Origin of the sequence: Micromonospora sp. HB375 (assembly GCF_017872985.1) — a bacterium.
GTDB classification, from domain to species: domain Bacteria; phylum Actinomycetota; class Actinomycetes; order Mycobacteriales; family Micromonosporaceae; genus Micromonospora; species Micromonospora chalcea.
In genome coordinates, this window is sequence record NZ_JAGGJO010000001.1 from 6,586,382 (window position 1) to 6,609,500 (window position 23,119).

23 protein-coding genes are annotated in these 23,119 nt (G+C 74.4%); 6 read left to right on the forward strand and 17 right to left on the reverse strand.

Annotated features, from left to right (window positions below):
* Positions 1-2: 2 nt before the first annotated feature.
* The 6 genes from nadC to J3R08_RS29400 all read right to left on the reverse strand — a co-directional run bounded on the left by nadC (position 3) and on the right by J3R08_RS29400 (position 5,942).
* Complete coding sequence (gene nadC, locus J3R08_RS29375) at positions 3-899, reverse strand: carboxylating nicotinate-nucleotide diphosphorylase (protein WP_043327913.1); 897 nt, start codon at positions 897-899, stop codon at positions 3-5.
* A complete protein-coding gene (locus J3R08_RS29380; protein ID WP_043327912.1) occupies positions 896-2,587 on the reverse strand; it encodes an L-aspartate oxidase in 1,692 nt (563 codons plus the stop codon). Before J3R08_RS29380 ends, nadC begins: the two co-directional genes overlap by 4 nt.
* Before the next feature lie 61 nt (positions 2,588-2,648).
* A complete protein-coding gene (locus tag J3R08_RS29385) occupies positions 2,649-3,542 on the reverse strand; it encodes a septum formation family protein (protein ID WP_043327911.1) in 894 nt (297 codons plus the stop codon).
* Positions 3,543-3,712: 170 nt separating this feature from the next.
* A complete protein-coding gene (gene panD / locus J3R08_RS29390; protein WP_043327910.1) occupies positions 3,713-4,141 on the reverse strand; it encodes an aspartate 1-decarboxylase in 429 nt (142 codons plus the stop codon).
* A 29-nt stretch (positions 4,142-4,170) separates the two neighbouring features.
* On the reverse strand, positions 4,171-5,013 hold the full coding sequence (gene panC / locus J3R08_RS29395; RefSeq protein ID WP_043327909.1) for a pantoate--beta-alanine ligase: 843 nt from the start codon (positions 5,011-5,013) through the stop codon (positions 4,171-4,173).
* Positions 5,013-5,942: a Rossmann-like and DUF2520 domain-containing protein gene (locus J3R08_RS29400; protein WP_140946557.1), complete on the reverse strand. Its 930-nt coding sequence runs from the start codon at positions 5,940-5,942 to the stop codon at positions 5,013-5,015. Before J3R08_RS29400 ends, panC begins: the two co-directional genes overlap by 1 nt.
* A 192-nt stretch (positions 5,943-6,134) precedes the next feature.
* On the opposite strand from J3R08_RS29400, the gene J3R08_RS29405 reads away from it, so the two are divergent.
* Both J3R08_RS29405 and J3R08_RS29410 read left to right on the forward strand, forming a co-directional pair.
* Positions 6,135-7,202 (forward strand): SAM-dependent methyltransferase, encoded by a 1,068-nt coding sequence (locus tag J3R08_RS29405; RefSeq protein WP_209964491.1) that lies wholly within the window; start codon positions 6,135-6,137, stop codon positions 7,200-7,202.
* Complete coding sequence (locus J3R08_RS29410; RefSeq protein ID WP_176722867.1) at positions 7,199-8,368, forward strand: NADH-quinone oxidoreductase subunit D; 1,170 nt, start codon at positions 7,199-7,201, stop codon at positions 8,366-8,368. Before J3R08_RS29405 ends, J3R08_RS29410 begins: the two co-directional genes overlap by 4 nt.
* Positions 8,369-8,378: 10 nt before the next feature.
* On the opposite strand, the gene J3R08_RS29415 is transcribed toward J3R08_RS29410, so the two are convergent.
* The 4 genes from J3R08_RS29415 to J3R08_RS29430 form a co-directional block, all read right to left on the reverse strand.
* Positions 8,379-10,265 carry a hypothetical protein gene (locus J3R08_RS29415; RefSeq protein ID WP_209963558.1) on the reverse strand — a complete coding sequence of 629 codons (1,887 nt, stop codon included), beginning with the start codon at positions 10,263-10,265 and terminating at the stop codon, positions 8,379-8,381.
* 133 nt (positions 10,266-10,398) lie between these two features.
* Positions 10,399-11,403 (reverse strand): glycine betaine ABC transporter substrate-binding protein, encoded by a 1,005-nt coding sequence (locus tag J3R08_RS29420; protein ID WP_043327905.1) that lies wholly within the window; start codon positions 11,401-11,403, stop codon positions 10,399-10,401.
* Between the two features lie 152 nt (positions 11,404-11,555).
* Positions 11,556-12,278: an ABC transporter permease gene (locus J3R08_RS29425; RefSeq protein ID WP_051611574.1), complete on the reverse strand. Its 723-nt coding sequence runs from the start codon at positions 12,276-12,278 to the stop codon at positions 11,556-11,558.
* Complete coding sequence (locus tag J3R08_RS29430) at positions 12,275-12,964, reverse strand: ABC transporter permease (protein WP_043327903.1); 690 nt, start codon at positions 12,962-12,964, stop codon at positions 12,275-12,277. The genes J3R08_RS29425 and J3R08_RS29430 overlap by 4 nt, the downstream gene beginning before the upstream one ends.
* 2 nt (positions 12,965-12,966) lie before the next feature.
* Between J3R08_RS29430 and J3R08_RS29435 the strand changes: the two genes are divergently transcribed.
* Positions 12,967-13,959: an ABC transporter ATP-binding protein gene (locus tag J3R08_RS29435; RefSeq protein ID WP_043327902.1), complete on the forward strand. Its 993-nt coding sequence runs from the start codon at positions 12,967-12,969 to the stop codon at positions 13,957-13,959.
* 2 nt (positions 13,960-13,961) lie between these two features.
* Here J3R08_RS29435 and J3R08_RS29440 read toward each other — a convergent pair whose 3' ends face one another.
* The 7 genes from J3R08_RS29440 to folP all read right to left on the reverse strand — a co-directional run bounded on the left by J3R08_RS29440 (position 13,962) and on the right by folP (position 18,640).
* Positions 13,962-14,453 carry a hypothetical protein gene (locus tag J3R08_RS29440; RefSeq protein ID WP_064446780.1) on the reverse strand — a complete coding sequence of 164 codons (492 nt, stop codon included), beginning with the start codon at positions 14,451-14,453 and terminating at the stop codon, positions 13,962-13,964.
* Positions 14,454-14,536: 83 nt separating this feature from the next.
* Positions 14,537-14,839 (reverse strand): hypothetical protein, encoded by a 303-nt coding sequence (locus tag J3R08_RS29445; protein ID WP_030502043.1) that lies wholly within the window; start codon positions 14,837-14,839, stop codon positions 14,537-14,539.
* Positions 14,840-14,899: 60 nt separating this feature from the next.
* Positions 14,900-16,132, reverse strand: coding sequence for an ABC transporter permease (locus tag J3R08_RS29450; RefSeq protein ID WP_043327900.1), 1,233 nt, complete (start codon positions 16,130-16,132; stop codon positions 14,900-14,902).
* Between the two features lie 115 nt (positions 16,133-16,247).
* Positions 16,248-16,736, reverse strand: a complete 489-nt coding sequence (locus J3R08_RS29455) for a DUF3180 domain-containing protein (protein ID WP_104114026.1) — start codon at positions 16,734-16,736, stop codon at positions 16,248-16,250.
* Between the two features lie 85 nt (positions 16,737-16,821).
* Positions 16,822-17,349 (reverse strand): 2-amino-4-hydroxy-6-hydroxymethyldihydropteridine diphosphokinase, encoded by a 528-nt coding sequence (gene folK / locus J3R08_RS29460; protein WP_064446781.1) that lies wholly within the window; start codon positions 17,347-17,349, stop codon positions 16,822-16,824.
* Positions 17,346-17,705 (reverse strand): dihydroneopterin aldolase, encoded by a 360-nt coding sequence (gene folB, locus J3R08_RS29465; protein WP_043327897.1) that lies wholly within the window; start codon positions 17,703-17,705, stop codon positions 17,346-17,348. Before folB ends, folK begins: the two co-directional genes overlap by 4 nt.
* A complete protein-coding gene (gene folP, locus J3R08_RS29470; protein ID WP_280841888.1) occupies positions 17,702-18,640 on the reverse strand; it encodes a dihydropteroate synthase in 939 nt (312 codons plus the stop codon). The genes folB and folP overlap by 4 nt, the downstream gene beginning before the upstream one ends.
* A gap of 359 nt (positions 18,641-18,999) precedes the next feature.
* On the opposite strand from folP, the gene J3R08_RS29475 reads away from it, so the two are divergent.
* The 3 genes from J3R08_RS29475 to J3R08_RS29485 are packed head-to-tail and all read left to right on the forward strand — an operon-like array spanning position 19,000 to position 23,118.
* Positions 19,000-19,314, forward strand: a complete 315-nt coding sequence (locus tag J3R08_RS29475) for a hypothetical protein (RefSeq protein WP_043327895.1) — start codon at positions 19,000-19,002, stop codon at positions 19,312-19,314.
* Positions 19,315-19,328: 14 nt separating this feature from the next.
* Positions 19,329-19,691 carry a hypothetical protein gene (locus tag J3R08_RS29480; RefSeq protein WP_013288977.1) on the forward strand — a complete coding sequence of 121 codons (363 nt, stop codon included), beginning with the start codon at positions 19,329-19,331 and terminating at the stop codon, positions 19,689-19,691.
* A 49-nt stretch (positions 19,692-19,740) separates the two neighbouring features.
* On the forward strand, positions 19,741-23,118 hold the full coding sequence (locus tag J3R08_RS29485) for an ATP-binding protein (protein ID WP_064446783.1): 3,378 nt from the start codon (positions 19,741-19,743) through the stop codon (positions 23,116-23,118).
* Position 23,119: the final 1 nt, after the last annotated feature.

The following is a 23,119-nucleotide window of genomic DNA, read 5'->3' on the forward strand; positions in this document are numbered from 1 at the left end:
GCCTAGACGTCGCGCAGGTCGAGGGCGATGTCCAGGATCGGCGAGGAGTGGGTGAGCGCGCCGACGGAGAGGAAGTCGACGCCGGTCGCGCCGTACTCGGCGGCCATCGGCAGCGTCAGCCCGCCGGTGGCCTCCAGCTCCGCCCGGTCGCCCACCGACGCCACCACCTCGCGCAGCTGTGCCGGGGTCATGTTGTCCAGCAGCAGGAACTTCGCGCCCGCCTCCACCGCCTCCACCGCCTCGGCCGGCGTGTCCACCTCGACCTGCACCGGGACGTCGGGGAACGCCTCCCGGACCCGGCGGAACGCGGCGCTGATCCCGCCCGCGGCGACCTTGTGGTTGTCCTTGATCATGGCGACGTCGTACAGGCCCATCCGCTTGTTGGTGCCGCCACCGGCCCGGACCGCGTACTTCTCCAGCGCCCGCAGACCCGGCGTGGTCTTGCGGGTGTCCAGCACCGTCGCCTTCGTACCGGCCAGCTCGTCGGCCCAGGCCCGGGTGTGCGTCGCCACGCCGGACATGCGGGACAGCAGGTTCAGCGCCGTCCGCTCGGCGGTCAGCAGCAGCCGGGTCGGGCCGGTCACAGTGGCCAGCACGTCGCCGCGCGCCACCCGCTGCCCGTCGTGGGCCACCAGCTCGACCTCGACCGTACGCCCGGCGCCGGTCACGTCGGCGACCAGCTCGAACACGGCGGCGGCCACCGGCAGCCCGGCCACCACGCCGTCGGCGCGCGCCACCAGATCGGCCGTGTCCTGCTGCTCGTCGGGGATGGTGGCCACGCTCGTGACGTCGAGGAAGTCGGGTCCGAGGTCCTCGTGCAGCGTGTCCAGGATGATCCGCCGGACCCGCTCCGGGTCCAGGCCACCGTCGCGCAGCGCCTGCTCCGTCGACTCCCTCATGAGTGCTTCTCCTCCCAGCGCTCGGCCACCCGGCCGTCCGTACCCACCTCGGCCACCAGGTGGCCCAGCCACCGCTCGTCGGCCGTCGGGAAGTCCTCCCGCCAGTGACAGCCCCGCGTCTCCTGCCGGGCGTACGCGGCCGCGACCAGCGTCGACGCCACGGTGAGCAGGTTCGTCGCCTCCCAGTCGGCGGTACGCGGCACGCCCCGCCCCGCGCCCAGCCCGGTGAGCGCGGCGGCGGTGGCCTCCAGCGTCCGCGCCGACCGGAGCACTCCCGCGCCCCGCGTCATCGCCCGTTGCAGTTCCGCCGTGCCGGACGCCGGCACCAGCGCGCCCGGGCCGCCGATCCAGGCGCCGGTCTCCGCCGGGCGGGCCTGCTCGGGCAGCCCGGCGGCGATGTCCTCGGCGATCCGGCGGGAGAAGACCAGCCCTTCCAGCAGCGAGTTGCTGGCCAGCCGGTTCGCGCCGTGCACGCCGGTGCAGGCGACCTCGCCGCAGGCGTACAGGCCGGGGATTGAGGTACGGCCGCGCAGGTCGGTCCGGACGCCGCCGGAGGCGTAGTGGGCGGCCGGCGCGACCGGGATCAGGTCGGTCGCCGGGTCCACGCCGATGGCCAGGCAGGACGCGACGATGGTGGGGAACCGCCGGGCCAGGAAGTCACCGCCGAGGTGCCGGGCGTCCAGGAACACGTGGTCCGCGCCGGACGCGAGCAGCACCCGGTGGATGCCCTTGGCGACCACGTCCCGGGGCGCCAGCTCGGCCAGTTCGTGCTGGCCCACCATGAACCGCTTGCCGTCGCCGTCGACCAGGTGCGCGCCCTCGCCGCGCAGCGCCTCGGAGACCAGCGGCTGCTGGGCCAGCCCCGCGCCCGGCCCGCCGGGCGGCACGATCAGCGCGGTCGGGTGGAACTGCACGAACTCCACGTCGGTGACGGCCGCGCCGGCGCGCAGCGCCAGTGCCACCCCGTCGCCGGTGGAGACCGCCGGGTTGGTGGTGGCGGCGAAGATCTGCCCCATCCCGCCGGTGGCCAGCACGACCGCGCGGCCGAGGATCGCGCCGACGCCGTCCTCGCTGCCCTCGCCGAGCACGTGCAGCGTGATGCCGCAGGCCGGGCCGAGCCCGCCCGGCCCGTCGCCGGGGGCGCGCAGCAGGTCCAGCACCAGCGCGTGCTCGACCAGCCGGATCCACGGGTCGCGGCGTACCGCGTCGTGCAGCGCCCGCTGCACCTCCGCGCCGGTGGCGTCACCGCCGGCGTGCACGATCCGGTCGGCGCGGTGGCCGCCCTCCCGGGTCAGCATCAGCGACCCGTCCGCGTTGCGGTCGAACTCCGCCCCGATCCGCATCAGCTCGCGCAGCCGGGTCGGGCCCTCGGCCACGAGCGCGCGGACCGCCGCCGGGTCGCAGAGGCCGACGCCGGCCACCTCGGTGTCGTACGCGTGCGCGTCCGGCGTGTCCGCCGGGTCCAGTACGGCGGCGATGCCGCCCTGCGCCCAGCGCGTCGAACCCTCGTCCATGTCGACCTTGGTGACCACAGTGACGTGCAGACCCGCCTCGCGCAGGTGCAGCGCGGCGGTCAGCCCGGCCACGCCGGAGCCGACCACGATCACGTCTGTCGTCTCCACCCACCCGGGGGCGGGCGCGGCGAGCAGCCGGGGCAGCGTCGGCAGGTCGACGGTGGGTAGGTCCATGAGCACAGTCAACCCGAAGCGAACTCGGCTCGGGCGCGGGGGGCGTGACGAGTGCCCTCGGCTACCTCGTCCGGCGCGGCAGGGCAGCCGGTCCGGCGCCCTTGAGCGAGGTGGTCACCGTACGGTCGCTGAGCCACAGGTAGCAGCGCACGCCCCGGTCGCCGACCGCCCAGCGACCGGCGGCGGGCGGGCGGACCACCACGTCGCTGCGGTAGCGCAGGAACGCGTCGGCGGGCACCCCGGTGTAGCGGGCGATCACGGCGAAGCAGCCGTCGTAGAGGGGAACCCAGTCCTCCGGCTTCTTCGGGTACGGGCGGTCCGGCGCGGCCCACACGCCGACGAACTCGGCGTCGTGCGCGACAGCGCAGTCGACCGGGGTGAGCCGCTGCACCCGGCCCGCCTCCCGGGTGGTGCGCTGGCAGCCCAGCCGCAGCGGGGAGGGCGGCTTGAGCGCGTCGCGCAGGCTGCCGGTACGGGTGACCACGGTGGCCGCCGCCTCGACCGTGGTCAGCTCGGTCAGGTCGCACCGGTACCAGCGGGAGCCGGCCGTCCAGCCGAGGGCGGTCGGCACCGCCACCGCCAGCCGGAGGCGTCCGGCGCGCCAGTCGTCACCCACGTACCCGCTGGCCCGTTTGTCGCAGTCGGCGAACGCGGTACGCATCTCCGGTGAGGCGAGCGCCGGCGGGGCGGGCCGGTCGGCGGTGAACGCCCCGACGTGCACGGTCTCCACCCGGTGCGGCAGTTCGCAGCCGACCGGCGCGTACGCGGACAGGCCGACGCTCGGGATGAAGTCGGCGACCTGGCAGACCTCTGCGGCCGGGGTGAACGGCCCGGGTGCGGCCATCGCAGGCCAGTCGTCGGCGAGGTCGCCGTCCAGGCCGCCGGTGCCGGCGCAGCCGGTCAGAGCGGCGCTCGCGACCATCGCGGCGACCAGGAAGCTCATCGCACGGCGCATCGCGGCCTCCCCCAGCCGACGACCGTCGATCCCCGACGGTCCGCCCAGGGTAGCCGAAAATGACCTTCCGGTGACAGACCGCGTTCCCCGCTCTTCCGCCCCGTCGATCTTGCACTAACCGCCTCGACAAACCGCCCAAAAGGGGTGGCGGAGGGGCCGCGACTGCAAGATCAACGGGGAGAGGCGGCGAGGGGGTTGGGGACGGGGGCGCCTGCGGTGCCGGGGGCGGCCGTGGCCGGGTCGGCGGTCAGGTCCACGACCCTGTTGTCGGCGTCGACGTGGACCACCTTCGGGTGGTACGTGCGGGCCTCGGCGTCGTCCATCTGCCCGTACGAGATGAGGATGACCAGGTCACCGGGGTGCACCAGGTGCGCGGCGGCGCCGTTGATGCCGATCACGCCGCTGCCCCGCCGCCCCGGGATCACGTACGTCTCCAGCCGCGCGCCGTTCGTGATGTCCACGATCGCCACCTGCTCGCCGGGGAGCAGGTCCGCCGCGTCGAGCAGATCCTCGTCCACAGTCACCGAGCCGACGTAGTGCAGGTCGGCCTGGGTCACGGTGGCGCGATGGATCTTCGACTTGAGCATGGTCCGGAACATCGGGGTGCCTTTCCGCATTCGTGGTGGGGTCAGGGACGCGGCGCGAGGTGGATCGCCGTGTTGTCGATCAGGCGGGTGGCGCCGACCCAGGCCGCGATCAGCAGCCGGGCCGGGCCGGTGACCGGGCCGGGCTCCAGCTCGGTGTCGGTGAGCACCAGGTAGTCGAGGCGGGCGGCCGGGTTGTCGAAGGCCCGGTGGGCGGCCGCGAGCACCGCGCCCGCGTCCTCGCCCCGCTCGGCCGCCGCCGCCCCGGCCCGCAGCGCTACGGACAGGCTCAGCGCCGCCTCCCGCTCCGCCGCCGACAGGTAACGGTTGCGGCTGGACAGGGCCAGGCCGTCCGGCTCGCGTACGGTCGGCACGCCGACGATCTCGGTCGGCACGTCGAGGTCGCGGACCATCCGGCGCACCAGGGTGAGCTGCTGGTAGTCCTTCTCGCCGAAGAAGGCCAGGTCGGGCTGCGTGAGCTGGAGCAGCTTCATGACCACCGTGAGCACGCCGTGGAAGAAGCCGGGACGGCTCAGACCCTCCAGGTCCTCGCCGAGCGGCCCCGGGTTCAGCCGTACCGTCGGCTGCCCCTCCGGGTACATCTCGGCCACCGGCGGCGCGAACACCGCGTCCACCCCCACCCGGCGGCAGATCTCCAGGTCCGTGTCGAGCGTGCGCGGGTAGCGGTCGAAGTCCTCGTTCGGGCCGAACTGCAGCGGGTTCACGAAGATCGTCACGATGACGTGGTCGGCCCGCTCGCGGGCGGCCCGCAGCAGCATCTCGTGCCCGGCGTGCAGCGCGCCCATGGTCATCACCACGCCGACCGTGCCGGTCATCGCCTCGCGGGCGGCCGCCAGCTCCTTGCGCGTGTGCAGCACCTCGGCCATCAGGCCGCCACCTCGATTCCGTCCAGCACGTCCCGGAGGGCGGCCGCGTCCGCCGGGCGCAGGCGGCCGACCGCGACGGCGCGGTCCGCCGTCCGTCGTGCCAACGCCAGATACGCGGGTACGGATTCCGGCGCGGTCCGCGCCAGCCGGTCCAGATGCCGGCGTACGGTGCCCGCGTCGCCCCGCGACACCGGGCCGGTCAGCGCGTCGTCGCCCAACCGCAGCGCGTTCTCCAGCGCGGCCCGCAGCAGCGGGGCGAGCACTTTCTCCGGCCGCTCCACGCCGGCGTCACGCAGCCGGTCCGACGCCTCGTTGACCAGCGTCACCAGGTGGTTCGCGCCGTGCGCGAGCGCCGCGTGGTAGAGCGGCCGGTCGGTCTCGCCGACCCACTCCGGCACACCGCCCAGGTCGGCCACCAGCCGGGCCGCGAACGCGCGCAGCTCGGCCGGGGCGGTCACGCCGTACGAGATGCCGGGCAGGCGGGACAGGTCGTCCGGCGTACCGGTGAAGGTCATCGCCGGGTGCAGCGCGAGCGGCCGGGCGCCGGCCTCGGCGGCCGGGGCCAGCACGGCCAGCCCGTGCGCGCCGGACGTGTGCGCCACCACCTGGCCGGGGCGCAGCGCGCCGCTCGCGGCCAGGTCGGCGATCACGCCCGCGAGCGCGTCGTCGGGGACGGCGACGATCAGCAGGTGGGTGGCGGCACGCGCCGCCTCGGACGCGGAGCGGTGCGGGGTCTCGGGCAGCAGCAGCGCCAGCCGGGCCCCTGTCGCGCCCGAGGCGCCGGACGCGGCGACCACGCGGTGGCCGGCGGCGGCGAGAGCCGCGCCCAGCGTGGCGCCGACCCGGCCGGCGCCGAGCACGCCGACGGCGAGGGTACGCGGGAAGACGAGCGGGGCAGCGGTGGCCCGGTGGCGCAGCGGTGCGCTCATGGCGGCGATCCAGTCCTCGAAGGGGGTACCGGTCGATGGCAAGTATGCGCCCGGGTGACAGACCGGAAACAAGAAGGTGTGAAAACCTTCACCGGCCGCCCGAAGAGGCCGCTGCGGTGGCGGGCAAACCGCACTTTCGGGTACGTCCCGTAGGGTCGGCGGGTGACCACCCCGCTGCGCTGGCGCGACGCGATGGAGCAGGCGTTGTACGGGCCGGACGGGTTCTTCGTCTCCGGCGCCGGCCCAGCCGCGCACTTCCGCACGAGCGTGCACGCCTCACCCGTCTTCGCCGCCTGCCTGCTGCGGCAACTCGAAGCGGTGGACGCGGCGCTGGGCCACCCGGACCGGCTGGACGTGGTGGACGTGGGCGCGGGCCGGGGCGAACTGCTCCGGGCCCTGCTGGCCCGGGCCGCACCCGAGCTGTCCGCCCGGATCCACCCGGTGGCAGTGGAACGAGCCACCCGCCCGCCGGACCTGCCTCCGGAGATCGACTGGCGAACCGACATCCCCGACGGCATCACCGGCCTGCTCCTGGCCACCGAATGGCTGGACAACGTCCCGGTGGACGTGGCGGTCCACACCCAGGCAGGCTGGCGCCTCCTCCTGGTGAACCCGAGAACCGGCGAGGAGACGCTGGGCCCGCCCCCGTCCCCCACCGAAACCACCTGGCTGACCCACTGGTGGCCCCCGGCCCTCCCGCGCAACGCCCCGTTGATCAAGGAGTTTGCGGACGTGGAGAGCTCGGATCAGGACACAAACTCCTTGATCAACGCCGTTGGTGGGGGCGGCAGCAGCGGTGGGCGGGCGGAGATCGGGGTGGGGCGGGATCTGGCCTGGGCGGGGGCCGTCGGAAAGGTGGCGCGGGGGCTGGCGCTTGCGGTGGACTACGGGCATCTGCGGGACTCGCGTCCCCTGGACGGGACGTTGACCGGGTATCGGGGTGGGCGGCAGGTGCCGCCGGTTCCGGACGGGTCGTGCGACGTGACGGCGCACGTCGCCATGGACTCGGTCGCCTCCGCCGGTGAGCGGGTCGCGCGGTGCGCGTACTCCCTGGTCTCTCAGCGGGAGGCGTTGCGGGCGCTCGGGGCCGACGGCGGGCGACCGCCGCTGAGCCTGGCCTCCCGCGACCCGGCCGGCTACCTGCGGGCGCTCGCCGCGGCGTCGGCGGCGACCGAGCTGACCGACCCGGCCGGGCTCGGCGGGCACCTGTGGCTGCGGCAGCCGGTCGGCGTCGCGCTCGACGCGGTCGTGGCACGATGACGGGCATGACCACGGACGCCGCCGACCTCCGCGAGCTCACAGTCGGCACCGGCGCGGGCGGTGAGCAGCTCGGCACCGACATGGTGCTCAACATCGGGCCGCAGCACCCCTCGACGCACGGCGTGCTGCGGCTGAAGCTGGTGCTCGACGGCGAGCGGGTGGTCGCCGCCGAACCGATCGTCGGCTACATGCACCGGGGAGCGGAGAAGCTCTTCGAGGTACGCGACTACCGGCAGATCATCGTGCTGGCGAACCGGCACGACTGGCTGTCGGCGTTCTCCAACGAGCTGGGCGTGGTGCTCGCGGTCGAGCGGCTGATGGGCATGGAGGTGCCGGAACGCGCCACCTGGCTGCGGATGGCACTGGCCGAGCTGAACCGGGTGCTCAACCACCTGATGTTCCTCGGCTCGTACCCGCTGGAGATCGGCGCGATCACGCCGATGTTCTACGCGTTCCGGGAACGGGAGACCATCCAGGCCGTGATGGAGGAGGTCTCCGGCGGCCGGATCCACTACATGTTCAACCGGGTCGGCGGCCTGAAGGAGGAGGTGCCGTCCGGCTGGACCGGGCGCGCCCGCGCCGCCATCGCCGAGGTACGCCGCCGGATGCCCGACCTGGACAACCTGATCCGGCGTAACGACATCTTCCTGGCCCGTACCGTCGGGGTCGGCGTGCTCTCCGCCGCCGACGCCGCCGCGTTCGGCGCGTCCGGGCCGGTCGCCCGCGCCTCCGGGCTCGACCTCGACCTGCGCCGCGACGAGCCGTACCTGGCCTACGACCAGCTCGACGTGCCCGTGGTGACGAAGACCGCCGGGGACTGTCACGCCCGCTTCGAGGTGCTGCTCGACCAGGTGTACGTCTCGCTCGACCTCGCCGAGCAGTGCCTGGACCGGGTGGACCGGATCAGCGGGCCGGTGAACACGCGGCTGCCGAAGGTGCTGAAGGCGCCGGAGGGGCACACGTACGCCTGGACCGAGAACCCGCTCGGCATCAACGGCTACTACCTGGTGTCCCGGGGCGAGAAGACGCCGTGGCGGATGAAGCTGCGCACCGCCTCGTACGCGAACGTGCAGGCGCTGTCGTCGCTGCTGCCCGGCTGCCTGGTGCCCGACCTGATCGCCATTCTCGGCTCGATGTTCTTCGTGGTCGGCGACATCGACAAGTGATCGTGGGCGCTCAGCGCCAGCGGTCGGCGGTGTCCCGCTGCTGGCCGTGGGCGCCGCGCTCCGAGCCTCGCCATTCCGGTTCCGGCTGACGCCACTGCGGTTCCGGCTGACGCCACTCCGGCTCGGCCGGACGCCACTGCGACTCGCCCTGGCGCCACTCCGGTTCGGGTTGACGCCACTCCGGCTCGGGCTCGCGGCGCTGCGAATCGGCCGGACGCCACTCCGGCTCCGGCGGACGCCACTGCGGTTCCGGCTGACGCCACTGCGGCTCGGGCTCGGGCTCGCGGCGCGCCGATTCGGGCTGACGCCACTCCGGGGGCGGCTGGCGCCACTCCGGCTGGCCGCTGCGCTGGGTCGGCGGCCGCCACTCGTCCGGCACCGGCACCCCGCCGGCCGGCAACGCCGGGTGGCCGTCACCCGGCCCACCCGCGTCCGCCCTGCCGCCGCGCACCGACGCCCATCGGTCCTCGATCCGGTACTCCGTGCCGGCGCTGTCGGCGTGCATCGCGGCCCGTCGCTCCCCGAGGCGGATCTCCCGGCCCGCGTCGTCGTCGCGGACCGCCGCCCAGCGGTTACTCGCACGCAGCTCGGACCAGTGATCGCCGTCCGCCCGGTCCCGGCCTTCCCGCGCGTCCAGGGCCCCGGACGCGCCCGGTTCGCTGTGCCGGACGGCCGGTTCGCTGTGCCGCGCGGCGGGTTCGCTGTGCCGCGCGGCCGGTGGCCAGGCCGGAACGTCGGCCGCGCCGCCCGGCGCCCAGCCGGCCCGGTCGTCGCCCGACCACTGTCGCTGCTCCTGGGCCGCAGCCCGGCCCTGGTCGTCCGACCAACGGCCACCCACGGACCAGCCCTGCTCCCCGCCGACGCCCGCCCACGGATGCTCGGTGCCCACGCGTCCGGCGTCGGCATGCGAGTGCCCGTCACCCGGCCCGAAGCCGTCGTCCCGCGCACTCCCGACCCGGCGGCCGTACCCGGAGCGCTCGCCACCCGCCGGAGCACCCCAGCCGCTGTCGTCCGTGCCGGTCCATCCCGCGTCGGCCCGGTCCTCGCGGCCCCGCTCACGCTGCCCCGCGCCCCGGTGATCGGCCGGGTCGCCGCCCCGGGAGCGGTCCTCGTCCGACCAACCGCCGGGGAATCCGCCGTACCGGGAGCCGGTCGGCTCGGCGCCACCGCCGACGATGGTGTGCCGGGTGGTGACGTGCACGGTCTCGGTGTGGTGGACCACGCCCACCGGGCGGGACTCCGGCCGGGCGGCCGGTTCGGACACGCGCGCCGACCCGTACACGCCGCTCCCGGGCCGGTCCGGCGGGCGTACCGCCGCCCGCGCCGGCTCGGCGTCGTGGCGACCCGCCCGCGGCGGTTCGCCGTCGGGCTCGCCGCCGTAGCGGCCACCGGAGTACGCCGGACGAGCCGGTTCGTCCTCGTCGCGACCGGCCGGGTGGCCCCGATCCGCCTCGTACGCCCCGGCGGCCGGCACCCGGGCCGCGCCGCTCGGGCGATCCTGGGCGGGCGCGGAGGCCAGCCCGGCGGCCGCCGCGTCGAGCCGATGCCGCACCGCCCCGGCCGCCTCCTCCGCCCGGCGTGCCTGGTCCAGCGCCTGGTTGCCGCGTTGAGCGGCGGCCACTATCTCGGCCCGCAGCTCCCGCCGCACCTGCTCCAGCTCCTTGCGCAACTCCTCGGACGCCGCGCCGTCCGAACCGCCCTCCGGCCGCAGCGCGATGGACAGGCCGATCAGCACGACAGCGAGGATCGCCAGGACCGCGCCGAACCGGAGCGAGCCGTTGCCGTCGGCGATCAGCAGGATGAGCGCGGCCAGCGGCGCCAACCCCACACCGGCCCAGAACAGGACTGTCAGCGGGGTGGGGTTGCGCTTGTCGGCAGGAGCGACCGAGGCGGGCATGGCTGAGCACAGTACCGAGAGTTCCACCTGAGGGGAACGGGTCGGCGTGACTCGATGTGCGGGCCTGCTGAGCAGGCAACCGCCCGGGGTGCGCGGCCGGCCGGCGCGCGTGGCGCCGGCCGACCGCGGCGCGTCAGCTCGTGGCCAGCGCGGCGTCGGAGGAGAAGACCAGGCCGACGCTCGCGGCGCCGGTCTTCAGCGCGTTCTTGGTCTGCGGGCCGCCCGCGTCCAGCGAACTGAACGAGCCCGCCTTGAAGTCGTAGACCTCGACCAGACCGGCCTGGCACTTCGGCCGCTGCGGGCACTCCGGCGGACCGGCGAGCACGGTGGCCTGCCCGGAGCACTTCGCGGCCAGCTCGGAGAGCGTGGACACGCCGTACTTGTCGGCGAACGCCTTGGTCACCGCGAACGCGTTCTGGTCCTGCGCCTGGGACGGCTGGCCGAAGACCAGGCCGGCCTTGTCGCCCTCGGTCTTCAGCGCGGCGACCGTCTTGTCCAGCTCCGGTGAGGAGACGGGCTGGGCGTCCTTGCCGTTGGCCTTGGTGTTGAGGAACTCCGCCATGGTGGCGGCGTACTCCGGGACGACCTGGATCTGCCCCTTCTCCAGAGCCGGGCCGTACAGCTCCCGGTTGCCGATCGTCTGCACCTTGACCTGGTAGCCCGCCGCCTCCAGCGCGATCTTGTAGAGCTCGGCGATGGTCTGGCTCTCGCTGAAGTTGCCGGCGCCGACGGTGATCTGGCCGCCCGGGCCCTTCTCGATCCCGTCGGTCACGCCGTTGGCGGACGCGAACTCCTTCGCCGCCGCCTGGGGCGTCTTGCGGTCGACGTCGACCGCCCGGTTGAGCTGGATCAGCTTCGGGGTGTCGAGCTTCGCGGAGACCTTGTCCAGCGCGGCGACGAGCTGCGGCGTGGCCGCCTTCGCGTTGATCGCGGGAATGACGTTGTCGGTGTTCTGGAGCTTCTTGTCGTCGGTCAGGACGACGAGCTGGTCGCCCGCCACCGGGGCACAGCCGGCCCCCGAGGCGCCCTGCTCGGGCGCGTCGGTGCCGGACGAGCCGGCGTCGCCGCAGCCGGTGAGGAGAGCGGCCGCGGTGAGTGCGCCGAACGCCCCCGCGACCAGTCGTGTACGCGCACGCATGAGTGCCCGCCTTCCGTGTCCCGGCGCGACCCGTCGGGCCGGCCGCGTGTCCGACGGGCGAACCGGACGGCCACCCGCGACTCCAGCCAATATCCTCCGGACCCGACCGACAAACTCGGAGCGGTTTTCGTCACCCGATCGTCACCGGCGGCTCAACTTCCGGCCGTCGCAGCCGTCGCGCGGCGGTTCGCCCGGCGGCGGACCGGGCGCAGCGGACGCGGCGTGACGAGCCGCTCCACGATCGCGAGCAGCCCCTCGACGAGCAGCGCCAGCCCGGCGACCAGCACCCCGCCGGCGATGATCTGGCCGCCGCCGGCGGCGATGTCGAGCCCGAAGCCGGCCCGGATGATCTGGCCCAGCCCGCCGCCGTTGACGAACGAGGCCAGCGCGGCGGTGGCCACCACCTGCACGGCCGCGGTACGGAAACCGGCCGCCAGGTAGGGCACGGCAAGCGGCAGCTCCACCCGGCGCAGCACCTGCCCGCCGGACAGCCCCATCCCATGTGCCGCGTCCCGCGCCTCCGGGTCGGCCTGCCGCACCCCGGTGTACGCGTTCGCCAGCAGCGGCGGCACCGCGAAGACCGCGAGCGCCACCACCACCGCCGGCCGGCCGAAGCCGAGGAAGGTCAGCGGGAGGATGGTCAGCAGGGCCAGGGTCGGGATCGCCAGCGTGACGTTGGAGACCAGCAGCACCAGCCCGCCGCCCCGGCCGCTGTGCCCGAGCCAGAGGCCGATCGGCCAGGCCACCAGGCATCCGAGCAGCACCGCCAGGGCGGACATGCTCAGGTGCTCGCCGAGGCGGTCCAGCACGCCGCCGGGATTGGTCCAGTTCAGCGGGTCGTTCAGCCAGACGACCGCCTGCTCGACGGGGTTCACCGGGCGGACCTCCCGCGCAGCCACGGGGTGAGCAGGCGGCCCACGCCGGCCAGCACCAGGTCCAGCACCAGCGCCAGCAGCACGCACAGCACCGTGCCGGTCATGATCTGTGCCTTGTAGAAGTTGTTCTGGAAGCCGGCGAAGATGAGCTGGCCGAGCCCGCCCCGGCCGACCACCACCCCCACCGTGACCAGCGCGACAGTCGACACCGTCGCCAGCCGTACGCCGGTGAGGATGCCGGGCAGCGCCAGCGGCAGCTCGATCCGGAACAGCCGCCCCCACCGGCCGTACCCCATGCCCTCGGCGGCCTCCCGCACCTCCGGCGGCACCTGGTTCAGCCCGGCCAGCGCGTTGCGCACGATGACCAGCAGCGCGTACAGCGCCACCACGGTGAGCACGGTGATCGCACCGATGCCCAGGTAGGGCGCGAGGAAGGCGAACAGCGCCAGCGACGGGACGGTGTAGAGCACCCCGGTCAGCGCAAGGATGGAGGCCGACAACGACCGGAACCAGTACGCGAGCACCGCGAGCGGCAGCGCCACCAGCGCGGCGATCACCACGGCCCGGGCGGTCAGCCAGGTGTGCTCACGCAGCGCGGCCAGGATCGTGTCAGAGTTGTCCCGCACGTACTGCCAGGAGAACCACGGATTACCCGGGTCGGCCCGGTAGCTCAGGTGGAGGGACACAGGTGGACGGTACCCCGGGGGACGCTGCCGGACACGGCGCGGCGTCGATCACGCTGGAACGCATCCGCAAGCGCTACCCGGACGGCACCGAGGCGGTACGCGAGCTGAGCCTGCAGGTCGGCGCCGGTGAGCTGGTGGTCCTGATCGGCCCGTCCGGCTGCGGCAAGTCGACGGTGCTACGGATGATCAACCGGCTGATCGAGCCGACCGGCGGGCGGATCCTGCTCGGCGACGACGACGTCACCCGGGTCGACCCGGTGGCGCTGCGCCGCCGCATCGGGTACGTCATCCAGAACGTCGGCCTCTTCCCGCACCAGACCGTCGCGGCGAACGTGGCGACAGTGCCGGGACTGCTGGGCTGGCCGAAGCAGCGCACCCGCGCCCGCGTCGGCGAGTTGCTGGAGCTGGTCGGCCTCGACCCGGCCCAGTTCGGCCGGCGGTACCCGCACGAGCTGTCCGGCGGGCAGCGGCAGCGGGTCGGGGTGGCCCGGGCGCTCGCCGCCGACCCGGTGGTGCTGCTGATGGACGAGCCGTTCTCCGCCGTGGACCCGATCGTCCGGACCCGCCTGCAGGAGGAGTTCCTGCGCCTGCAGGCCGAGGTACGCAAGACGATCGTGCTGGTCACGCACGACCTCGACGAGGCGGTCCGGCTCGGCGACCGGATCGCGGTGCTCTCCGAGGGCGGCCGGCTGGAGCAGTACGACACGCCCGCCGCGCTGCTCGGGTCACCCGCCTCGGACTTCGTCCGCGAGTTCGTCGGCGCCGACCGGGGCATCCGGCGCCTCGCCGTGACCCCGGTGACCCGCGCCGTCCTCGACCCGCTCCCGGCCGACGGGGGCGCCGGCCTGCCCACTGTGGCGCTCGGCGACTCGGCGTACGACGCGCTCGGCGCGCTGCTCACCTCCGGCGCGGAGCACGCCGTGGTGACCGAGGAGGGCCGGGCGGTGGGCCTGCTCGCCCGTACCCGGGTGCTGGCGCTGGGCGCTGTGGACTGAGCTCAGGCCCGGCCGCCCAGGCTGGCCAGCCCGACGATCCAGCCGGCGAAGAAGCCGTACGTGACGCCGGTGCTGGCGGACTGGAACGCGGCGAACAGCGAGCCGTGCGGGCCGAGGAGCGTGGCGAGCAGGGCGCTGAGCCCGGCGGCGAGCACGTACGCGCCCCAGCCGGAGAGGAACTGGCTGCCCGAGGACGCCACCCGGTCGACCTGCGGGCCGGGCAGCAGGTAGAGCAGCGCAGCGGCCAGCACGATCAGCAGGATCGCGCGCAGGTTGGTGGCGAACACGCCCTCGTCGGCGTGCCACCGCCAGGACGGCCAGGCCAGCAGCCGCAGGAACCAGCCGCCCGCCCCGGTCGGGTCGGTGGCGCGCTGCGCCCAGTCCACGTACATCGGACTGCCGCCGACGGCGACCAGCAGGAACGCGGCGAGGGTGCCGGTGCCGGCGGCCGTGCCGTACCGGGAGACGGCGCGGGGGCGGTTGCTCAGAGCCATGCGACGGTCAGTTCCCGGCCGGTCGCGCCGGGCAAACCTGCGCAACCGTCCGGCCGTCGCCGGCCGGCGGGTCGTCATCGACGTCAGTGCTTCATCAGGTAGTCGATGAAGGCGGCGCGCAGCAACGGCGCGGACTCCTCGTAGCCGTGCCCGGTCAGCTCGCGCCAGAGCGCGTTCGCCTCGTCGATGGTCGGGCCGATCGAGTTCGGCGCGCCGTCCAGCGCGGCGGCCTCGTCGGCGTTGGGCAGGTGCCGCAGGACCGACCAGAAGAAGCCCACGTCGCGACGCTCGCGGGCCAGGTTGAACGCCTGCTCGCGCAACTCCTCGGTGGAGAGCTTGTCGAGCTCGTCGAAGGTGCGGCCGCCGGGGGCAGGAGTCTCGCTCATGCCGCCGAGCCTAACCGGCGAGATCAGCTCCGGCGCGCCGGACGCACGGCCACGGTCGGGTCAGCGTTCGTCGGCGTCCCAGCGCCGGGGCTCGCTCTCCCAGCGCGGGGCCTCCCACGCCTCCACCGGGGTGTCGTTCTGGCGTACCGGCAGCACCGACGGCCAGGTGTCGGCCGGCTCGGGCGCCGGGGTCATCCCCCAACCGCCGCTCGTCGCGCCGTCCCGCAGCGGGCGGACCGGAACCGGTCCCACAGTCGCCGGCGGCGCCGGGCGGGGCCGGCCGAACGTCTCCACCAGCCGGGTGACGAGCAGCCCCGCGCCGAGCGTGGCGCCGCCCAGCGCCCACCGGCCGACCGACCAGCCCTGCGGCACGGTCCAGGCCAGGAACACCACCACCAGGCATACCGCGAGCAGGGTGCCGAAGATGCCGCCGCGACGGCCGTACGCGCTGGTGCCGCCGAGCATCACCGTTCCGACCGCCAGCACGGTCCAGTCCAGGCCGGTGCCGGGCGCGACGGCGCCGTCCCCGTTCGCGGCGATCAGCACGCCGCCGAGCGCCGCCAGCACGGTGGACGCGACCAGCGCCAGCGCGGTCACCGTGGCGGCCACCGCGCCGCGCCGCCGGGCCGGGTCGGCGACCGGCCGGAACCGGCCGATCAGCCGGCGCACCGGCATCATCGCGGCGAACAGGCCACCGAGGACGGCCACCGCGGCGAAGCCCACGAAGAGGTACAGCGCGTTGCGGCGCGGGTCGTAGTCACTCTGCACCGCGACCGGCACGCTCCGGCGCTCCAGATAGACGATCACGCCGGCCGCCCCGGCCAGGCTCGCCGCCCAGCCGGGCACGTGCAGCACCACCACGGCCAGCGCGAGCGCCAGCCCGGCCGCCGCCGCCACCGCGAGCGCCGGCAGCAGCGCCTCCCGCATGCCGCGGTCGCCCTGCTCGGCGAAGTGCAGCGCGGCGGCCAGCGCGACCGGGCCGACCGCCAGGTTCACCGCGCCGGCCCGCAGGCTCAGGCCGGCGGCCAGGGTGAGCAGGCCGAGCGCGGCCACGTCGACGAGCAGCGTCTTCAGGGAGCCGCCGCGCAGCGCGTCCGCGTTCTCCCGCCAGAGCAGCCAGGTCACCGCGACCAGCGCGGCGAGCAGCACGAACTCCCAGAGCACGTGCACCGCGATGCGGTCCCGGCCGGGCTCGCCGTGCGCCGGGTCGTCGAAGACGTGCTCCAGTACGGCGGCGGGCACGCCGGACGATGTCTCCGGCGGCGCTGTCCGACCCGCGTCGTCGTACGCCATAGACCCGCGCCTCCCAGGTGGCCGCGTCCGGCCCACGGGCGGGCGGACCGTGGCGGCCGTCGCTCTCCGGTCGCCAGGGACGGTACCGCCGGGCCGGGGTGTGGGGAACCCCGGATCAGAGACGCCCGCGCGGCGTCTCGCGGTCGCCCGGCTCGCGGTCCTCGTCGTCCTCCTGCTCCGGCACCCGGCAGGAGCGTTCCAGCCAGAGCGCGGCGGCGACGAGCGCGAGCGACGCGATCAGACCGCCGAGCGCGGCGGGCCGGTCGCCCTGGGCGGCATTGGTCCGTTCCACGAAGAGCCAGCCGGTCAGGCCGGCGTAGAAGCCGGCGAAGATGGCACCGGCCAGCGCGGACGCCTTGGCCAGCACCACGAACCGGGCGACCAGCAGTGGGTTCACCGGCTCGCGGCCGGGCCGCCGCTCGATCCGGCTGCGGGTGTTCACCGCCGCGTAGCCCTCCAGCACGGCCAGGCCGGCCAGCGTGATCACCGGCAGCCAGGGCAGGTCGGGCGCGAAGTCGTAGTAGAAGCCGCTGATCAGCAGCCAGGCCACCGCGGCGGCGGCCAGGCCGGCCACCACGAGCGTGGAGGCCCGGGTCGGCCCCATCCGGAAGCGGTCGGGCCCCTGCGGGGAGCGGTCGGTGCTCACCGCGTCTCCTCAGCTCGCCACTGCCGGGCCACGCTCCTGCGGGTCATGTGTCCGACTCTAGCGTCAGATCGGGTCGTGGGCTCAGTTCCAGGGCGTCACCGGCCAGCGGCTCGGCGTTGAGCAGATCGGTCAGCCAGCCGTGCCCGGGCAGCCGGCCGTGCGGCTCGACGTCGATCCACGGGCGCAGCACGAACGCGCGCAGGTGGGCCCGGGGATGCGGCACCGTCAGCTCGGGGTCGTCGCGGAGCACCGGCTGGCCGCCGTCGTCCCAGACCGCGATCACGTCCACGTCGAGCGTGCGCGGCCCGTACCGCCGCTCCGGGTCGCGGGCCCGCCCGGCCGCCGCCTCCGCGGCCCGGGCGCGGGCCAGCCAGTCCTCCGGCGTCGCCGCCGGGTCCGCGACCATCACCACCGCGTTCAGGTACGCGGGCTGGTCCGCGTCCCCCCACGGTGGAGTCTCGTAGACACCGGAGACCAGCAGGACCCGGTCGCCGAGCGCGGCCACCGCGCCGCGCAGGTGGCCGAGGCGGTCGCCCAGGTTGCTGCCGATCGACAGCACGGCCCGGGTCACCGGGTACGCCTCATCGTGACGGCGACGTCCCGGAACGCGTGCGGGATCGGTGCCTCCGGCTTGTGCACGGTCACCGTCGCCGCGGCGACCAGCGGCTCGGCCAGGCAGACCGCGAGCAGCCGGTCGGCGAGTGTCTCGATGAGGTTCACCGGTTCGCCGGTGATCACCGCGACCAGCCGTTCGGCGAGTTCCCCGTAGTGCACGGTGTCGGTCACCTCGTCGGAGCGGGCGGCCGGGCCCAGGTCCAGTTCGAGCACCGCGTCGACCACGAACTCCTGCCCCTGGGCGCGCTCGAAGTCGTAGACGCCGTGCCGGCCGTGCGCGCGCAGGCCGGTCAGCTCGATCCGGTCGGTCACCTGTCGCCTCCACTCGCGCCGGTGGTCGCTTCCGCCTGACGGCTGCGGGTGACCGCTTCGGCCGGCGGCGCGGTCGCGGGCCGCCTGCCGGTCGCGGTGGCGAGACGGGGGCTGCCGGTGGCCTGCCAGACGGCGAGCGCGTCGGCGGTGCCGCGGACGTCGTGCACGCGTACCCCCCAGGCGCCGGCCGCGACGGCGAGCACGCTCGTCGCGACGGTCGCGGCCTCCCGCCCGGCGGTGGGCCGCGGCTCGCCCGCCGCGTCGGCGAGCAACCGGCCCAGGTAGGACTTGCGGCTGGCCCCGAAGAGCACCGGAAAGCCCAGGTCGACCAGCTCGGGCAGGCGGGCGCTGAGTGCCCAGTTGTGCGCGGCGGTCTTCGCGAAGCCCAGACCCGGGTCGACGACGATCCGGTCGGCGGCCACCCCGGCGGCGAGCGCGGCGTCGACCCGCCGGCTCAGCTCGTCCCGGACCTCGGTCACCACGTCGGTGTACGTGGCCAGCTCGCGCATCTCCCGCGAGTGCCCCCGCCAGTGCATGAGCACCCACGGACAGCCGGCGTCGCGGACCACCCGGGCCATGTCCGGGTCGGCGAGGCCGCCGGAGACGTCGTTCACCAGGTACGCGCCGGCGGCGAGGACCGCCTCGGCGACCCGGGCCCGGCTGGTGTCGATGCTGACGACGATGCCGGCGGCGCTCAGCTCACGGACCACCGGCAGCACCCGGGCGGTCTCCGTCTCCGCGTCGACCCGCTCGGCGCCGGGCCGGGTGGACTCGCCGCCCACGTCGATCAGGTCGGCGCCGTCGGCGCGAAGTCGCACCCCGTGTGCGACTGCCGCGTCCAGATCGGCGTATCTGCCGCCGTCGGAGAAGGAGTCGGGCGTGACGTTGAGGACGCCCATCACCACCGGGGTCTCCGCCCGTACCAGATCGGTCACGGAGCCGACAGTACCGCTCGCGGGCGGGGCTTCCGGCGACCGGGCGAGCCGCCGACGCAGCAGCCCTGACATGCGGATTGGAACAGGTGTACGATCGGTCTTCCGGGCGATTCACGGTCGACTCTTCGCGGCTTGTCGCAAAGGTGGCCGGGCCGTACGCTTTGGAATTGCCCAGCATCGAGATGGCGAAGCCTGGAGGGAGGGCCGAAGCGGGAAGAATCCGCCCAAAACTCACCACCCAGCGTGGTGGGTCACGGACACAGCGTTGACCACTTCCGTGTCCGCCGAGCACCATCCCGCCAGGCTTGCCTACTTGCACCAACGCGGCACCGCCGGCCGCGACCTTGGGGAGGTTTCCAGTGATCGCCATCGAGCTCATGGCAGCGGCGTCGAGCGCCGTCGACCACGCGCTCCACACCCTGGCGTCGACTCCACTCGCCGAGCCGGCTCCGAAGGGCATCGACACCGACAACGTCGTCACCTTCTTCGCCAGCAAGATCGCACCGATCCTGCTCGCCGTCCTCGGGGTGATCTTCATCGGCCGGGCCAGCCGGGGTGAGATCTCCAAGGTGCTGACCAGCTCGGCCATCGCCATCATCGGCCTGGCCTTCATCGCCGGCGCCGCCACACTCTTCTTCGTCGGCGACTACCTGATCAACCTGATCTTCGAGTAGGACGCTGGGCGACGATGCGGCTGCGCACCGACGACGACATCTACCGGGCACGCCTCGTCTACCTGGGGCCGCCCGGGTACACCCTTCCCGTTCACCTGCCGTACGCCCAGTACGGCCTGTTCATGCTGCTCGTACCCCTCTACATGTTCATCCACTGGCTGTTCACGCTCCAGGTCGAGCTCTTCCCCGCCTGGGAGATCTCGCTGGCGATCGTGACGACCTCGTTCATCTTCCGGTACGTCGACCCGGACCGGCCCGCGCGCATGGTGATCCGGACCGCGCTGACCGACTGGCGACGCACCCGGGAACCGGCCACCGAGCAGCGGGATCCGCGGCTCGTCGCGAGCCGGATCAGGATCCGGGAGGAACTGGCATGACCGGGCGTACGACAACCGTGCAGACGAACGACGCGGGTGAGGCGGTCGCATGAGTCGCTCTTCCACGCCGGGTTCCCCGGCCGGGCGTCCGGCCGGGCCGAATGGTAACCGTCAGCGATCGTTCGACTACCCACCGGACGAGGATCTGGACGAGGTCGTCCTGGACGGCGCGCTCGTCACCAGCCCGGGACACAGCCGGGTCGGTGTCTTCCAACCGCCGCGACCGATCACGCCCCGCGAGCCGGTACGCCCCGACGGCGACATCGACTCGCCCTTCCTCGACCTCTTCGGCGGCGCGCAGCCCCGGGTCCGGCGACCCGCCCCCACCCCGCCCCCGCCGGTCGAGCCGGTGGTGGCGCCGCCCCGCCGCGGCGTCGGCCGTGAGCCCCTGCCGATCCCGCACCAGCACGCCGCGCCGGTCGAGCCCGCGCCGCGGGCCGAGCCGGAACCCCCGGCCCGCGAGCAGACCCCTGGGGTACGCGCGGTCGGACGCCCCCGTCCCGAGCCCGCACGCGCCGCACCGCTGCCGGCCGAGCCGGCCCTGCCCGACCCGCCGGCCGCGCTCGCCTCGCCCCCGCCGTCCCGGAGCCGGGTGCCGCAGCAGGCCGGTGACCGGCTGCCCGCGCTCCGGCCCCCGACCGAGCCGGAGCCGGCACTCCCACCGCCCCCGCAGATCGCCGCGCCCGGACCCGCGCCCGCCGAGTACCGGGAACCGGATCTCGCGCCGGCGGAACCGCTCGCGACCGGCGCCGCGCCGTCGCGGGAGGTCGGCCGTCCGGCGCACCGCGAGGTCGCGCCGCCCCGGCAGCGCACGCCGGAACGCCGCAACCGGCCGACCAAGCCGGTCCGGGTCCGCGCCCCGAAGATCAAGTTCGGTGACCGGGACCCGTCGGTCGAGCTGGCCATCACCGAGATCGCCGGCCACCTCACCTTCACCCCCAACACCGTCACCGCCTGGTACTGGCTGCCCGAGGTGCGGTGGGCGTTCCGGCCCGACGCCGAACGCGAGGCACTGCTCTCGGCGATCTCCGAGCAGTACGCCGGACTCGCCGGGTTCCGGCTGCACCTGCGCCGCACCACCCGGCCCTTCCCGGCCGACGAGTGGGCCCGCACCATCGACGCGCACACCGCCGCCCCGCTGCCCGACGTACCGGGCACCACCGGCTGGGCCGACCACCTGGTCGCCGCCCAGCGGCACCTGATGGCGGTCAACCACGCCGAGGGCCAGACCTACCTCGGCGTCACGTTCGCCCGCCGGTCGCTCGGCGACTCGCTCACCGAACGCCTCCTGCGTACGTTCGGCCGAGGCACCGCCGACGGCGAGCGGCGCCGGCTGAGCCGTACCGTCGAGCAGTTCGACGAGGTCCTCGGCGCGTTCGGCATGCGCGGGCGGCGGGTCACCGCGCCCGAACTGGAATGGCTGCTCTACCGGTCGGTGGCGCTGTGCATGGCGCCGCCCGGCGTCCTGTCCCCGATCACCAACGGCCGGTGGGAACGCGGCGACCTGCTGGCCCTCACCGAGCAGGTGGAGCGCTACCGCACGCCATACGGCTCGACGGTGAAGCTGGTCAACCGGATGACCGGCGAGGAACGCCACGTCGCGGTGCTCGCGGTCGGCCGGATGGAGCCGCTGGAGATCCCCGAGCGGCACGAGCCCTGGCTGCACTTCCACGAGCGGCTGCCCTGGCCGATGGAGCTGTCCACCCGGGTCGACATCCTCGGCCCCAACGACTCGTTCCGGAACCTCGAACACCGGCTGCGGATGATCCGCTCCCAGCAGCTCGACTACGCCGAGCACGGCATCGACGCGCCGCCCGAGCTGGAACGCCTGGCCAAGCGCGCGCTGGTGATCGGCGACGAGATGACCACCGGCCTGCCCGTCGACTCGGCCCGGGCACACGGCTGGCACCGCATCGCGGTCGGCGGCCGTACCCGGGAGGAGTGCCTGGAGCGGGCCCGGCGGCTCATCCAGCTCTACTCCCGTGAGCTGCGGATCTCGCTCCAGCACCCGAAGAACCAGGACTGGCTGGCCCGCGAGTTCATCCCCGGCGAGCCGATCGCCAACACCGGCTACGTCCGGCGGATGCCGGTCAACCTGCTCGCCGCCGCGCTGCCGCAGGCAGCGTCCACAGTCGGCGACCGGCGCGGCGACCTGATCGGGCGTACCGCCGGCACCTGCCGCCGTCCGGTCTTCCTCGACCTGCACTTCCCGATGGAGGTACGCGAACGCTCCGGCCTCGCCGTCTTCGTCGCCGAACCCGGTGGTGGCAAGTCGACGCTGCTCGGCGCGCTCGGCTACCTGGCAGCGCGCCGTGGCGCGCAGGTGACGCTGCTCGACCCGTCCGGCCCGCTGGCCCGGCTCTGCGCCATGCCCGAACTCGCCCCGTACTCCCGGGTGCTCAACCTGACCGGCTCGGAGCAGGGCACGCTGGCGCCGTACGCGCTGATCCCGACGCCGCTGCGCACCGAGTTCGGCGCCGGGGCGGCCGGTGACCGCGAGTTCGAGATCGCCGTGTCGAACGCCCGCGCCGAGCGCCGGATGCTCGTGCAGGACATCTGCATGATGCTGGTGCCGCCGCAGGTGGCCCGGGAGGCGTCCACCGCCACGCTGTTCCGGCACGCCGTACGCCAGGTGCCCGCGGAGGAGACCTCCACGCTCGACGACGTGGTGACCTGCCTCCAGGGGCTCGACGACGACGCCGGGCGCGAGCTGGCCCACCTGCTGCTCGACACCGCCGAGATGCCGCTGGCCATGCTCTTCTTCGGCCGGCCGCCGGAAGGGCTGCTCGGCGCCGACGCCGCGCTCACCGTCATCACCATGGCCGGCCTGCGGCTCCCCGACCTCAAGATCGAGCGGGAGTACTGGTCGGCCGAGGAGGCGCTCGCGCTGCCGATGCTGCACACCGCGCACCGGCTGGCCGTACGCCGCTGCTACGGCGGGTCGATGTCCTCCCGGAAACTGGTCGGCCTCGACGAGGCCCACTTCATGGAGGGCTGGCGCTCCGGCCGGTCGTTCCTGGTCCGGCTCGCCCGCGACTCCCGCAAGTGGAACCTCGCCGCGCTCGTCGCCTCGCAGAACCCGAAGGACATCCTCGGCCTCGACGTGCAGAACCTCGTCTCCACCGTCTTCGTCGGCCGGATCGCCGAGGACAGCGAGATCGCCTCCGAGGCGCTGCGCCTGCTGCGGGTGCCCGTCGACGACGGTTACGAGGCCACACTCGCCTCGCTCTCCCAGGCGGACAGCGGATCGGCCAACCGGCTCGGCTTCCGCGAGTTCGTCATGCGCGACGTCGACGGGCGCGTGCAGAAGGTCCGGGTCGACGTGTCGTACGTCGACGGGCTGCTGGAGCACCTGGACACCACCCCCGCCGCGGTCGCCCAGGCCGCCGGGATACTGCCGACCGTCCTGGCTGACCTGGAGGCGTGAC

Coding starts and splice junctions, on each gene's coding strand:
- nadC (WP_043327913.1), bottom strand. CDS start 899: ATGAGGGAGTCGACGGAGCAGGCGCTGCGCGACGGTGGCCTGGACCCG.
- panD (WP_043327910.1), bottom strand. CDS start 4,141: ATGTTCCGGACCATGCTCAAGTCGAAGATCCATCGCGCCACCGTGACC.
- J3R08_RS29380 (WP_043327912.1), bottom strand. CDS start 2,587: ATGGACCTACCCACCGTCGACCTGCCGACGCTGCCCCGGCTGCTCGCC.
- J3R08_RS29455 (WP_104114026.1), bottom strand. CDS start 16,736: ATGGGGCCGACCCGGGCCTCCACGCTCGTGGTGGCCGGCCTGGCCGCC.
- J3R08_RS29405 (WP_209964491.1), top strand. CDS start 6,135: ATGGAGCAGGCGTTGTACGGGCCGGACGGGTTCTTCGTCTCCGGCGCC.
- J3R08_RS29415 (WP_209963558.1), bottom strand. CDS start 10,265: ATGCCCGCCTCGGTCGCTCCTGCCGACAAGCGCAACCCCACCCCGCTG.
- J3R08_RS29485 (WP_064446783.1), top strand. CDS start 19,741: ATGAGTCGCTCTTCCACGCCGGGTTCCCCGGCCGGGCGTCCGGCCGGG.
- panC (WP_043327909.1), bottom strand. CDS start 5,013: ATGGCCGAGGTGCTGCACACGCGCAAGGAGCTGGCGGCCGCCCGCGAG.
- J3R08_RS29450 (WP_043327900.1), bottom strand. CDS start 16,132: ATGGCGTACGACGACGCGGGTCGGACAGCGCCGCCGGAGACATCGTCC.
- J3R08_RS29385 (WP_043327911.1), bottom strand. CDS start 3,542: ATGCGCCGTGCGATGAGCTTCCTGGTCGCCGCGATGGTCGCGAGCGCC.
- J3R08_RS29440 (WP_064446780.1), bottom strand. CDS start 14,453: ATGGCTCTGAGCAACCGCCCCCGCGCCGTCTCCCGGTACGGCACGGCC.
- J3R08_RS29400 (WP_140946557.1), bottom strand. CDS start 5,942: ATGAGCGCACCGCTGCGCCACCGGGCCACCGCTGCCCCGCTCGTCTTC.
- J3R08_RS29445 (WP_030502043.1), bottom strand. CDS start 14,839: ATGAGCGAGACTCCTGCCCCCGGCGGCCGCACCTTCGACGAGCTCGAC.
- J3R08_RS29420 (WP_043327905.1), bottom strand. CDS start 11,403: ATGCGTGCGCGTACACGACTGGTCGCGGGGGCGTTCGGCGCACTCACC.
- J3R08_RS29410 (WP_176722867.1), top strand. CDS start 7,199: ATGACGGGCATGACCACGGACGCCGCCGACCTCCGCGAGCTCACAGTC.
- J3R08_RS29480 (WP_013288977.1), top strand. CDS start 19,329: ATGCGGCTGCGCACCGACGACGACATCTACCGGGCACGCCTCGTCTAC.